Genomic DNA, 13,817 nt, shown 5'->3' with positions numbered 1-13,817 from the left:
CATCACTTTTGAAAGCACATACATGCTCAAGTATAATTTTTTCAGAAGAAATTTTATAAACTTATTCTACCGCTTTCAACAAATGGGTTTGATTTCTGAAAACTAGCTGGTCATTAAAACAATCAATCAAAATAATACTATCGGTTGATATACTGCCCGATAAAATTTCTTTTGAAAGCTGATTTAAAATTTCTTTCTGAATGACTCTTTTTACTGGTCTCGCACCAAAATCGGGTTGGTAGCCTTTCTTTGCCAAATGCTGCATGGCTTCATCGGTTGCATCGATGGTAATATCTTGTTTCCCAATCATCTTCTTCAATTGCGCTATTTGTAATTTTACAATTTCAAAAATATCTTTATGACTTAAAGGAGTAAACATAATGATGTCGTCAATTCTGTTTAAAAATTCAGGTCGAACCGATTGTTTCAATAATGCCAAAACTTCTATTTTTGATTGTTCGATAATCGTTTCCAAATCTGCCTTTGGATCACTAAATTTTTCCTGAATGATATGGCTTCCCATATTAGAGGTCATAATGACTATGGTGTTTTTAAAATCGGCAACCCTCCCTTTATTGTCTGTCAATCTTCCTTCATCTAGCACTTGCAACAGGGTGTTAAAAGTGTCTGGGTGCGCTTTTTCAATTTCATCTAAAAGGACAACTGAATAGGGTCTTCTTCTAACTGCTTCTGTCAATTGTCCTCCTTCATCATAGCCAACATATCCCGGAGGAGCTCCAACCAATCTACTTACAGAATGCCGCTCTTGGTATTCACTCATGTCAATTCGAGTCATTGCATTCTCGTCGTCAAATAAGTAAGCTGCCAATGCTTTGGCAAGTTCCGTTTTTCCAACACCAGTAGTTCCTAAAAACAAGAAACTTCCAATGGGTTTTTTGGGGTTCTGGAGTCCTGTTCTAGAGCGTCTTACAGCGTCTGAAACTGCTTCTATGGCTTCTTCTTGACCAACGACTCTTTGATGTAATTCTGTCTCTAATTTGAGCAATTTCTCCCGTTCGGACTGAATCATTTTTGTCACTGGAATTCCTGTCCATTTTGCAACGATTTCAGCAATGTCCTCGTAGGTAACTTCCTCTTTAATCAACGAGTTTTCAGATTGATTTTCTTTTAAACTTAGCTGAAGCTTTTCTAAGGTTTCTTGAGCTACTTTTATTTTTCCGTATCTAATTTCTGCAACTTTTCCATAATCACCATCTCTCTCCGCTTTTTCAGCTTCTGCTTTATAATTTTCGATGGATAGTTTGGCACTCTGAATGTTGTCAACAACTTCTTTTTCAGATTTCCATTTGGCATTCATTTCATTGCGTTCTTCTTTTAAATTTGCCAACTCGGAACGCAGTCCCTTTAATTTTGCCTCATCTTTCTCTCGCTTGATGGCCTCAATTTCGATTTCTAATTGCATTATTTTCCGATCCAAAACATCCAATTCCTCTGGTTTAGAATTGATTTCCATACGTAATTTAGACGCTGCCTCATCCATTAAGTCAATGGCTTTGTCAGGTAGGAAGCGGTTGGTGATATAGCGTTGAGAAAGCTCTACTGCCGCAATAATGGATTCGTCTTTAATCCGAACTTTATGATGTGTTTCGTATTTTTCTTTAATTCCACGCAAAATAGAAATTGCACTTTCTGTATCGGGTTCTTCCACCATTACTTTTTGAAAACGACGCTCTAAGGCTTTGTCTTTTTCAAAATATTTTTGGTATTCATCCAAAGTTGTCGCTCCAATTGCTCGTAACTCTCCACGTGCTAGTGCAGGTTTTAAAATATTAGCTGCATCCATGGCTCCTTGACCACCACCAGCACCAATTAAGGTATGAATTTCATCAATAAACAAAACGATGTCTCCTTCGGAAGTGGTAACTTCCTTGATAACAGCTTTTAAGCGTTCTTCAAATTCTCCTTTGTATTTTGCTCCTGCAATCAAAGCTCCCATATCTAATGAGAAAATCAGTTTGTCTTTTAGATTCTCAGGCACATCTCCATCTACAATCCTGTGAGCCAAACCTTCAGCAATAGCCGTTTTTCCTGTTCCGGGTTCTCCTACTAAAATTGGGTTGTTTTTGGTTCTTCTTGACAAGATTTGTAGCAATCTTCGGATTTCTTCATCTCTTCCAATTACTGGGTCTAGCTTGTTATCTTGAGCTAGCTGATTGAGGTTTTTGGCATATTTATTTAGTGCATTATAGGTTTCTTCAGCATTTTGAGATGTAACCCGTTCTCCCTTTCTCAATTCCTCAATGGCAGACTTCAAGTCTTTTTCTGTAACACCTTGGTCTTTTAATACCTGTGCAATATTGCTTTTTGATTTAAAAATAGCTAAAATTAAATGTTCAATGGATACAAATTCATCGTTCATTTTTTTCGCAATAACAGAAGATTCTGTCAAACTTTTATTCGCTTCTCGCGAAAGGACAAGTTCTGCTCCTGTAACTTTTGGGAAACTTTGGAGTTGCTTGTCTAAAATTTGATTGAGGACTCCAATATTGATATTTAATTTTTTTAAGAGAAACGGAAGAACATTTTCATCTACCTGTGTCAGTGCCTTAAAAATATGTTCGTTTTCTATTTGAGAATTCCCAAACTCTTGAGCAATTTGTTGGGCTAATTGGATGGTTTCCTGAGATTTGGTTGTAAAATTATTAAAATTCATTTTTTCTACATTTTTAGTTTTTAAGGGCAATTACAATACCGTTTTTTAAACTGCTGAAAAACAAGTCATTTTGTCTTGTGTAGCCTTGTTTTAACTGCCTTTTTGACTGAAAAAAAGTTCCCTATCTTTGAGGTCAAATTTGAAGTAAAAAAAAATAGATCATGGGATTATTTGAGGGAATTTTTAATGGAAAAAAGGAAGAGAAAGTAGTTGCAAAAACATTCATTAATTGGATTCCGCTAACTTCTTTAGACCAGTTGCCGATGTTAAAAAAGGAATCTGAAAACGAAGCTGTTCTTATTTTTAAACACTCTACACGTTGTGGAATTAGTAGAATGGTACTCAAACAATTTGAAAAATTAGTGACTGAAGAAACCAAAAATCTAAAAATCTACTATTTAGATCTTCTGAATTATCGAAATGTCTCTGATGAAGTAGGCTATTCATTTCAAGTGCATCACCAATCTCCACAATTGATTGTTCTTAGAAACGGAGCTACCTTTGCACATGCTTCTCATTATGAAATTACTGAAATAAATCTATCACGCTTTATTTAAAAGCATCATTAATGTTTATGATTGTGTGGATGAGCAGGCCATCATCATTAAAACCATTAATACTAAGTTTTGTATTTTTTTGATTTGTATTGAATGGAATTTTCAATACTGCTGTTGTATTGGAAGAAAGCTTAAAATTTGGAATCCAGTCAATAACACTATAGGTTTTTAATGATTTCTCGTCGTTGAATTTTATCCTAGACTGGACAAAGGTTGGTAATGATTTTTCATAGCCCATAACGGTCTGATTTACCTCATGACTGATTGCCCTTTTCTTGCTATTCGTTACATTTTTTTGAATTAAATTTACAACTCCATTCGCTCCTCTTTGTCCTTCTCCAGCTCCTGAAAGATTGACCATGATGACTTCAAAATCGGATGTTCTAAAGCCAACTAAAGGATCGAGTTCTTCTCCTAGAGGAATTCCGTTTAATTTTACATTGACAATCTGAGAACCAGTTATCGATTTTGCACCTCTTGTACTAAATATTAAAGGTGCATTTGAAAGCGGAACATAGACGACCCTTAAACCTGGTACATTTCCGAGATATTCAAAAATATCGGTTCCAGCAGCCAAGTTTTCATCTGGGATATAAAATTCTGTAAAGCCAGCCCCTAGGGTATTTTCATATTTTTTTCTAATTTCCTTTTCTTTGTCAACAACTGTTTTGAATTCTATTGCTTCAAGTTCAACTACATCTTCTTCCAAACGAATTGAGTGAACTGCGTCGGGAACAGGATCGTCTTTATCAATTTTTAATTTCTCCTCTCGGACACCTTCTAAGGTCTTATTGGGTTTATAATGATAGTAATTTGGAAAGATATAAAAGCTACCTTTTATCGTCTCTGATTTTTTATTGATGAGGCTTAATGTAAAATTGCTAGGGTGTGTCAAATATAAATTTTCGAATTCGAAAGAAAGGTCTTTATTGATTTCTTGAATTTCAAAAAGTTCATTTTCTTTTGACGAAAGCATTATCTTATATTTCTCCAGTTTTTTGGTAGTTGAATTTACTTTGCCCTTGATTCGGATTCCTGTTTCATTTTTGTAGCGGTATTGATGGGTTGGATGAAACGAAGAAAGGGGAAATGCTTTTTTATTTAAAAATGCGTCAAGAGTGTTGTTTTTTTGGTGCAATAAAATTTCTGTATAATCAGCATCTAAAAAAGAACTCAAAATCGTTTGGTCTTCAGTATTGATTTCACTGTCAGTATCCAGTATCGAAATGCTGAGTCTCGATTCAGCGCTACTATTCAAAACCCGTAGGTTTAAAAAGAGGCTGTCTTTTGTTTTTTTGTTTTTAGTAATTTCTAGGGTACCCAATTTAGAATTGTAATTCCAAAAAGTTTTTTTAGTGATAATGGTATGAGCAGTATCAAATATTGTAATTGTATTTGCACCATTTGATAAAAATTCTGGAGCAAATTTTATGGGATATCTTTTTTTATTGCCCACTTCGATGAGAGCACAAGAGTTGATGCTTCTATCTTTATGTAATACTACAAAAAGAGGTTCTCCATTGTATTTTTGATACAATTCCTTGTTAATTGTGAGGTAAAAAAGTGTTGAATTGTATTCTGTTAGGTTTCGAGTAATCTTTGGATCATCTTGAGAGCGGGGAAGTGATTCGTTAAAATTTTGATTTTCCTCAATCGAATCGTTACTGATGGACTGGTTGTTTTCTACTGCCTTTAAGTTGATGATTTCAATTTTGGTAACCGTTCCTTTTTTGAAATTTTTATTCCAATTTGTATCTAGTTCTATATAATAAATTCCAGAAGAGAGATTTTCAGACAATCCAAACTGACCGAATGTCTTTCCTTTATTGACATGGTATAGCTTGCTGTCCACAAGGTTAAAAGAGGAGTTGTATAAATTGAGATGTAGGTTTTTTGTAATTTCTGAAGGGACTTCATTTAGTTTGTCTAAAACATAAGCAGCGAACCAGATGTCTTCTCCAGAAAAATAGACAGATTTATTGGTGTGAAGGAAAAATAACTCTTCATGATTATTCGTGAAATAAGGAGAACTGTTTATAAAATTAGTCACTTTTTCCTGAGAAGTGCTTTGTGAAAAAGTAAGGTTGATAAAAGTTAAAAATAATAGTAAAAAGACTCTTTTCATAACATTTATTTTTAATAAATATACATCAAAAAGTATTCCAAAATATAACATTCAAAAGGAATTTGTTAGCTTTAAAATTTCTCAGTATTTAGCGTATTTTTTTGTGCTATTTTGAGGTTGTTACATCGTTTTGAAATCTAGCGATTTATTTTTATTTAAATGTAAGAATATTTAAATGAAATAAAAGTAGTGTAAAACCTATTTTAAGCCTTACTTTTGTATTTCAAAATTTTCAAAATCTTGGCAGAAATTAGCACGTTAAAAAACACTTCAGGGAAAGAATTATACAATTATCAAAAGGATGCCATTACAGAAATCTTTCAGAGATTTGAAAATGCTCCCGAAGATTATCATTTATTATACCAGCTTCCAACAGGAGGTGGGAAAACGGTTATCTTCTCTGAAATAGTACGACGCTATATTTCAAGATATCAAAAGAAAGTTTTGGTATTGACTCACCGAATTGAGTTGAGTAAGCAAACTTCCAATATGCTTACAGAATTTGGAGTCGAAAATAAAATCATCAATAGCACAGCACAATTGGACGATCAAGACAATTATGACTGTTTTGTAGCGATGGTAGAGACCTTAAAAAACAGGTTGAATGACGAAAAACTAGATATTTCGGATATCGGTTTGCTTATTGTTGATGAGGCACATTACAATTCGTTTACCAAAATTTTTAAGTTTTTTGATAAATCACTTATCTTGGGAGTAACAGCGACCCCTTTGAGTTCGAATATCAAATTACCTATGTATGAGAATTATCAAGATTTATTTGTTGGTGAAACCATTCAACATTTAATAGATAACCATTATTTGGCAAGTGCAGATTTACATTCGTACAATGTAGGGTTAACGTCCTTAGAAGTTGGAGCCAATGGAGACTATACGGTAAAGTCTTCAGAAGATCTTTACACGAATTCAGATATGTTGAGTAAGTTGATTATGGCCTATGAAGAGAGTTCCAAAGGAAAGAAAACACTAATTTTTAATAATGGAATCAATACTTCCATTCAAGTGTTTGAAGCTTTTAAGAAAGCAGGATATCCAATTGCTCACTTAGACAATACAAATACCAGAAAGGAACGTGATTTCATCTTAAAATGGTTTAAAAAAACACCGAATGCAATCATTACTTCGGTAAGTATTTTGACCACGGGTTTTGATGAACCTACTATTGAATCTATTATCTTGAATAGAGCAACAAAATCGTTGACTTTGTATTATCAGATGATTGGTCGTGGATCTCGAATCTTAGACAATAAAGATACTTTTACAGTGATAGATTTAGGGAACAATTTTCATCGTTTTGGAGCATGGGGAGCAGATTTAGACTGGCAAAAAATGTTTAAATCTCCAGATTATTACCTAGATGCAATTCTTTCAGATGAAGATATTGAAAGTACTTTTCGATACGAATTCCCAACGAATCTAAAGAAAGATTTTGAAAAATCTACGGATACCTATTTTGATGTTAAAAAAGTTTATATCGACACTATCCGAGCAGGGGAGTCCTCAAAACGAGTGTTGGAGAAGTCCATCGTTCATCATGCAAAAATGTGTATAGAGAACAGCGAGGATGTTTTTGATGCCTTAATTTTAGCAAAGAAAATTGGAGAGGAGATCGATGATCGTATCAATCGATATGCAAAATGTATCTCCAAAAGTACCCACAACTTTGTTACTTGGCTAAAAGATGATTATCGTAAGAAATTAAACACCTACCTAAGAGAAAATTTTGATTCAGATTTCGAAAAAATTCACGGGCATCCTCCTTTAGATGAATAGCATAGATTTCAATACGCCATTTTAAGAATTTTATTCTCAATCAATTACTTTTCGGGGAAGCTTTGAAAATACATATTTGAAGTGCCAAATTAAAATAACCTTTCTCAATTAAAGAAAACTCAACCTTCCAAGTCAAAATTGAGCTTTGGAGTTGTTGCTTTCAAAACCATATGCAAGTGGATTAAAATCTATTTGAGGGTAGCATATCGTTTGCTGAATTTTCAACGGATTCATTTACTATTGTATTCTCATTTATTTTACTGAAATGAGAAATTTTTTGATGACAATAGCTCTGCCAAAATTACATCAAGAAGCATCATCATTTTTATTAAGTGTGATTTTAAATTACCTTTTTTTTTAGGTTAATGACTGTTTGAGTGATGCTACATTCAATCTCTTTCATAAAGGAAAGAGATCTTTTTTACGCTGATATATTTTCAAGTATGAACATGCACTATACAGTAGCCTCTTTTTGTTCCTACTATTTTTTTTCTCTATAAAGTCAATAATAGCCTAGAGTAGTGCTTTTTTTTGTTGGATTATAAACTATACAGAAAGTTACATTTTTACAATAAGTACCTATTATACAAGAAATTTTACTAATTTAGTAACCAAACAAGGACGTAATATGTATAGATTTTTTTCAAAATTTGCCATTCTTTTATTTTTGGTTTGTTGTAATTTTTCTTCCTTTGCACAAGAGCTTCCTCCCATTACTACGTACACTACAGAGGACTACGGTGCAGAAAATCAGAATTGGGGGATATCTCAATCCGAGACTAAATTTATTTATGTAGCAAACAATTTAGGTTTGTTGGAATTTAATGGAGCCAGCTGGCAATTGTATGAAACACCTAATAGTACTATTATGAGATCTGTTAGGGCGTATAAGAACAAGATTTTTACAGGTTTTTATATGGATTTTGGTTTTTGGGAGAAAAACAATTTTGGTACTTTAGAGTATTCATCCATTGTTAAAAATCAGCAGATTCAAATGCTAGATGATGAGCAAATCTGGAGTATTTTGGAGGTAGATGGTTGGTTGTTATTCAAGTCCTTGCAAAGAATTTATTTGTACAATTTACAAACCAAGGAAGTCAATATTATCAATGCAGAGAATAGAATACACAAACTTTCAAGTACTAAAAGTGGAATTTACTTCCAAGAAGATAAAAAAGGGATTTTTAAAATCGAAAATGGGGTTCCGAAATTAATTTCTGATGCTCCAATTTTTAAAGAAAATAGTATTGTTGAGATTTTTGAAAGAGAAAACCAACTTTTATTTTTAACACAAGAAGAAGGTTTTTACTATTTGAAAGATAAAAAGCCTATTAAGTGGAGTTTGCCTTCTGAGATTTTAGAGAACAAAATTATTTATAGTGCCATTCAGTTAAAAGACAAGAATTTCTTATTAGGAACTATTTCAAATGGTTTGATCAATTTAAAAGAGAATGGGGCTGTTGATTATCAAGTAAATAAAAGTTCAGGGATTAGTAATAATACGATTTTGTCTGTTTTTGAAGATAGTGAACAAAATATTTGGTTGGGGTTAGATAATGGTATCAACTGTATCAACAACAAATCTTTGTTTAAAAAGAATAATACGAAAAATTATTATTTAGGAACGATCTATGCCTCTATTATTTACAATCAAAACCTTTATTTAGGAACCAATCAAGGCTTGTTTTATAGAGCTAAAAACTCTGTTAAACCCTTCTCATTGATTAAGAATACTCAAGGGCAAGTATGGAGTTTAACAGAAATTGACGGTGTTTTGTTTTGTGGACACAATTCGGGGACCTTTATTATTGATAACGGAGTTGCCAAAAACATTTTTCCGAATCAAGGTACTTGGAATATTCAAAAGCTGACAGATTCGACACTTTTGTTAGGAAGTTATGACGGATTATATGTTTTGGAAAACAAGAATCGATCGTGGCAATTGAAAAATAAAATTAAAGGTTTTGAAAACTCGAGCAAATATGTAGTGCTTCACAATGGTCAAATCTTCGTTGACCACGAATACAAGGGAGTTTTTAAAATTAGTGTAGATAAGGATTTTACAGAAGTCCTGAGTGTTGTGAAAGATACTTCTTTACAAAAAGGAATCCACTCTAGTATTTTAAAGTATCAGAACAATCTCTTGTATGCTAATAAGAAAGGAGTCTTTTTCTATAACGAAGAAAAAGATCTATTTCAAAAAGACAGTGTGTACAGTCAGCTAATTGATTCAGAAAATTTTATATCTGCGAAGCTAATCCACAATCCTTTGCAAAATCGTTTGTGGTCATTTTCTAAAGATCAAATCAATTACTTAACATTGGGGAAGCTTAACAATCAACCAAAGGTTCAAACCATTTACATTTCAGAATTTTTACCGAAAGCTGTTTCTGGATATGAGAGTATTATTCATTTGGAAAATGAAAAATATCTTATTGGTACTTCTGACGGGTTTTTGGAAATGGATTTGAATTCACTAAAAAAACCCATTGACTTTGAGATTCATATCAATAAAATAAATAGTTTTAAATATGATGGGCAAAAGAAGGAAGTTGACTTAACGATGGATCAAGAGTTTCACAATAGTGAAAACAATCTTGAATTCTTTTTTAGTGTTCCCAATTTTAATAGTGTAACTGCTACGAAGTATCAATACCAGTTGCTTGGGAAAAACAAAAAGTGGAGTCTTCCTTCCAAATCTTCTTCTGTGTTGTTTGAAAACATTCCTTATGGAAATTTTACTTTCAAGGTTCGAGGAGTTGTTTCGGGAAAGCTAAGTGAAAATATAGCTAGTTATCAATTTGAAATTCAACGACCTTGGTATTTTTCGAATGCATTAATCTCAGTGTATGTATTTGCATTTTTATTATTTTTATACTTCTTCCATCTTGCTTCTAAAAGATATTATAAGAACCAAAGAGAGAAATTATTAGAAAGGGCTCAAAAAGAATTGGAATTAAAGGAGTTGGAGAGTACCCAAAAAATTATAAAAATCAATAATGAAAAGTTGCGCAATGATATTGAAAATAAGAATCGTGAGCTAGCGATTTCAACGATGAATATAATTAAGAAGAATGAATTTTTAAATTCGATTAAATCAGAATTAATCAATTCAGATTTGAAACAAAACTCAAGTGTCGTTAAGATCATTGATAAAAATTTAAACAATACAGACGATTGGAAAATGTTTCAGGAGGCATTCAATAATGCTGATAAAAACTTTCTTAAAAAGGTTAAAAGTAAGCATCCTAACTTAACCCCCAATGACCTTCGTTTGTGCGCCTATTTGAGGTTAAACCTTTCTTCTAAAGAGATTGCGCCACTGCTGAATATCTCACCAAGAAGCGTTGAGGTAAAAAGGTATCGATTGCGTAAAAAGATGTCCTTACCACATGATTCTAACTTAACAAATTACATTCTAGAGATCTAATACCTCCCTCTGATCTTATTAAGACCTATACCGAACCACAACATTTGAAGAAATTCAAGGTTGTGGTTTTTTTTAATGTACCCATTCACGCTCGTTTTTAGAGGAGATTTTACGATGTATGTTTATTATATAGGTTTTATTAAAATATATTATAATTTATTGGTGTTAAATTTACCATATCAATAATTCAAAAACAATTTATGCTTAGAAAATTCACATTATTACTTTTTGCATTTTTCATTTTGAGTGCATCAGCACAGCAAATAAATGTAAAGGGTGTTGTAAAAGATGCTACTACTGGAGACCGACTTGGGGGTAAGTATAGCCGTTAAGGGCAGTACTACCGGAACCGATACAGATTTCGACGGTATGTACAATTTGAATAATGTAGCCAAAGGGACAACACTTGTCTTTAGCTACTTAGGGTACAAATCAAGTGCAATTGTAGTTGACTAGAAACGATCAATGTTTCCTTAGAAGTTTCATCGGAAACTTTAGATGAAGTGATTGTTATTGGGTACGGTACACAACGAAAAAAGGAAGTTACGGGAGCCGTTTCTGTTGTTTCTTCCGAGTCAATCGAACAATTGAAGCCGACTCGTATTGAGCAAGCCTTACAAGGACAAGTTGCTGGGGTTAGTATTTCATCTACATCAGGATCACCGGGTGCTGCTTCAAATATTCGTATTAGAGGAATTTCAACCAACGGAGATAGTAGACCTTTGATCTTATTAGACGGGAACGTTATTGAAGATTTGAGTGTGGTCAACGCTTCCGATGTAGAAACCATCAACGTCTTAAAAGATGCAACTGCTGGTATTTATGGGGTTCGTGGGGCCAATGGTGTGATTTTAGTCACAACCAAATCGGGAAGAAAAAATACAGAATTTAAAACCACATTAAATATGTATTATGGTTTTCAAGAAACCACTCGTAAAATTCCTCTATTAAATGCAACCGAATATGCTCTATTGGCAAATGAGGCTTATGCTGCAAATGGAGAAGTAGTGCCTTTTCCAAATACAAACGGGTTAGGGCAAGGAACCAACTGGCAAAACAAAGTGTTTGAGACAGCACCTATTTCGAGTATTGACTTTACAGTTAACAAAGGAACTGAGAAGTCTACCTATTCTTTTGGAATGTCTGTACTTGATCAAGATGGTATCGTTGGAGGTGACAAAGCAAACTTTAATAGAACCAATGCGAGGTTTAATTTTAACACAGACATTAGCAAGAATTTAAAATTTACTTCGTCTACAATTTATACGAATACCAATAAGAAGAGCCTTGTCGAAAATACCTTAGGGTCTATTTTATTCAACGCATTAAACATGCCAGCAACAACGCCTGTTTATGATGCAAATGGAAACTTTTCTACCCCTCCATCTATTGGAACTGGGATTGAAGTTGCCAATCCTTTGGCGCAAATAGACAATGCACACAACAGAGCTTGGGTGCATAAGATTTCTGGTAGTTATGGATTGAACTTTCAGTTTTTAGACTATTTCACTGCAGAAACAAGAATTCAATTTAACTCTGCTTCCGCAAGCTCAAAAAGTTTTTCACCCGTATATAGTTATGGTAACTCAAATGTTTTTAATGTAGATAATAGTACCTTATCTCAATACGAAGAACATTTTAATGACTATACCTTTGATGCGTTCTTAAAGTATGAAAGAGTATTTAACGATGTGCATGCTGTGAAAGCAATGGTTGGAACTTCTGTTTTTAAAACACAAGGAAATTTGATTAGAAATCAATCAAACTTTGCAGAAGGAAACGATTTAACCGATGTAGTCGAATTAGATTTAAATGAAGATTTTTTACAAATTTTTAGAAATAAAAACAATGGAAAAAATCTGACATTTGACAGTAGATTGTTGTCCTACTTTGCAAGACTTCAATACAGCTATGACAGTAAATATTTGATCTCTGCAGTTATTCGAAGAGATGGTTCTTCAAAATTTGGACCTGCCAATAAATTTGGATACTTCCCAACAGCATCTTTAGGATGGGTGGCTTCAGAAGAAGAATTCTTAAAAGATTCTGAAGTTTTGAGTTTTTTGAAAATTAGAGGAAGTTATGGTGTTTTAGGAAACGATAGAATTGCTAATTTTGGATTTATTTCACTTTTAAGTGGTGAAGGAGACTACGTTTTTGACAATGAAATTGTCAGAGGAAATGCTGCTTTTGGAAATGTTTCCAATCCACAAATCAAATGGGAAAAGCAAATTCCTTTGGACATTGGTGCTGATTTAGAGTTATTCAATAAAGTAAATATTACTCTAGATTACTTTAATAAAAAGACAGAAGATTTATTAGTACAACCTACAGCTTCTGGTTTATTAGGAGTCTCTGCACCAGGTTCTGGATCTCCAATCATCAATGCAGGTACTGTTGAGAATAAAGGATTTGAATTTTCTATAGGATATAAAGACCAAGTTTCAAATGATTTTAGCTTTAGTGCCAATTATAATTTTACAACATTAGAGAACAACGTATTGTTTGTTGACAGTGGTACTGGAATTTTAGAAGGAGGTTCTTTTGGAGTTGGACAAGACGCCCCATCGAGAATGGAAGCTGGTTTTCCAATTGGATATTTTTATGGATATCAAACTGATGGGATTTTTCAAACACAATCAGAAGTAGATGGACATGCTTTACAAACCAATGCAGCTCCTAGTGATTTGAGATTTGTTGATACCAATAACGACGGTGTTGTTGATGTTGATGATAAGACGTATATCGGAGACCCGATTGCAGACATTACCATGGGATTGAATCTTTCTATAAATTACAAAGCTTTTGATTTAAATGCCTATGCATTTGCTTCTATCGGAAATGAAATTGTAAGAAATTACGAAAGAACATTGCCTCTGACCAACCGAGCGACCTATTTCTTAGACCGATGGACCGAGCCTGGAACCAGTACAACTACTCCTAGAGTAACGACTGGAGCTACTGGAAACAATCTCTTTTCTGACTTCTATGTAGAAGATGGTTCTTTTGTGCGATTGCAAAATGTGCAATTAGGATATACACTTGAAGGAAGCCGATTGGAAAGATCTCAATTGGACAAGGTTCGTTTCTATGTGTCTGCAAGCAACTTGTTTACGCTTACAAAATACAGAGGATATGATCCAACCACTTCAAATGGAAATCCAATTGGAGGAGGTATCGATCAAGGATTTTATCCAAATCCAAGGACATTTTTATTTGGTATGAATGTTAATTTTTAAA

The 13,817-nt window shown here is 33.5% G+C and carries 7 protein-coding genes; 5 read left to right on the top strand and 2 right to left on the bottom strand.

Annotation, left to right across the window (positions count from 1 at the left end):
• Positions 1 to 61: 61 nt before the first annotated feature.
• Positions 62 to 2,674, bottom strand: coding sequence for an ATP-dependent chaperone ClpB (clpB, locus tag RRF69_RS01080; protein WP_316940156.1), 2,613 nt, complete (start codon positions 2,672 to 2,674; stop codon positions 62 to 64).
• A gap of 161 nt (positions 2,675 to 2,835) precedes the next feature.
• On the opposite strand from clpB, the gene ytxJ reads away from it, so the two are divergent.
• Complete coding sequence (gene ytxJ / locus RRF69_RS01075; RefSeq protein ID WP_316940155.1) at positions 2,836 to 3,231, top strand: bacillithiol system redox-active protein YtxJ; 396 nt, start codon at positions 2,836 to 2,838, stop codon at positions 3,229 to 3,231.
• Here the strand turns inward: ytxJ and RRF69_RS01070 are convergent.
• On the bottom strand, positions 3,224 to 5,356 hold the full coding sequence (locus RRF69_RS01070; protein ID WP_316940154.1) for a hypothetical protein: 2,133 nt from the start codon (positions 5,354 to 5,356) through the stop codon (positions 3,224 to 3,226). The two genes, ytxJ and RRF69_RS01070, sit on opposite strands and share 8 nt — an antisense overlap.
• A 240-nt stretch (positions 5,357 to 5,596) precedes the next feature.
• Between RRF69_RS01070 and RRF69_RS01065 the strand changes: the two genes are divergently transcribed.
• The 4 genes from RRF69_RS01065 (at position 5,597) to RRF69_RS01050 (ending at position 13,816) form a co-directional block, all read left to right on the top strand.
• Positions 5,597 to 7,147, top strand: a complete 1,551-nt coding sequence (locus RRF69_RS01065) for a DEAD/DEAH box helicase (RefSeq protein ID WP_316940153.1) — start codon at positions 5,597 to 5,599, stop codon at positions 7,145 to 7,147.
• Positions 7,148 to 7,775: 628 nt separating this feature from the next.
• The gene (locus RRF69_RS01060) at positions 7,776 to 10,577 is read left to right on the top strand and encodes a triple tyrosine motif-containing protein (RefSeq protein WP_316940152.1); all 2,802 of its coding nucleotides are present in this window, start codon (positions 7,776 to 7,778) and stop codon (positions 10,575 to 10,577) included.
• Between the two features lie 288 nt (positions 10,578 to 10,865).
• Complete coding sequence (locus tag RRF69_RS01055) at positions 10,866 to 11,033, top strand: carboxypeptidase-like regulatory domain-containing protein (protein ID WP_316940151.1); 168 nt, start codon at positions 10,866 to 10,868, stop codon at positions 11,031 to 11,033.
• A gap of 47 nt (positions 11,034 to 11,080) precedes the next feature.
• Complete coding sequence (locus RRF69_RS01050) at positions 11,081 to 13,816, top strand: SusC/RagA family TonB-linked outer membrane protein (protein ID WP_316940150.1); 2,736 nt, start codon at positions 11,081 to 11,083, stop codon at positions 13,814 to 13,816.
• Position 13,817: the final 1 nt, after the last annotated feature.

Source organism: Polaribacter sp. HL-MS24 (assembly GCF_032758595.1).
Classification (GTDB): Bacteria; Bacteroidota; Bacteroidia; order Flavobacteriales; family Flavobacteriaceae; genus Polaribacter.
The sequence above is the reverse complement of the archived record's forward strand: the minus strand, read 5'-3'. Positions and strand labels throughout refer to the sequence as shown.

What these genes read in the sequence shown, in the direction of transcription:
- RRF69_RS01070 (WP_316940154.1), bottom strand. Translation starts at nt 5,356, where the DNA reads ATGAAAAGAGTCTTTTTACTATTATTTTTAACTTTTATCAACCTTACT.
- RRF69_RS01055 (WP_316940151.1), top strand. Translation starts at nt 10,866, where the DNA reads ATGCTACTACTGGAGACCGACTTGGGGGTAAGTATAGCCGTTAAGGGC.
- ytxJ (WP_316940155.1), top strand. Translation starts at nt 2,836, where the DNA reads ATGGGATTATTTGAGGGAATTTTTAATGGAAAAAAGGAAGAGAAAGTA.
- clpB (WP_316940156.1), bottom strand. Translation starts at nt 2,674, where the DNA reads ATGAATTTTAATAATTTTACAACCAAATCTCAGGAAACCATCCAATTA.
- RRF69_RS01060 (WP_316940152.1), top strand. Translation starts at nt 7,776, where the DNA reads ATGTATAGATTTTTTTCAAAATTTGCCATTCTTTTATTTTTGGTTTGT.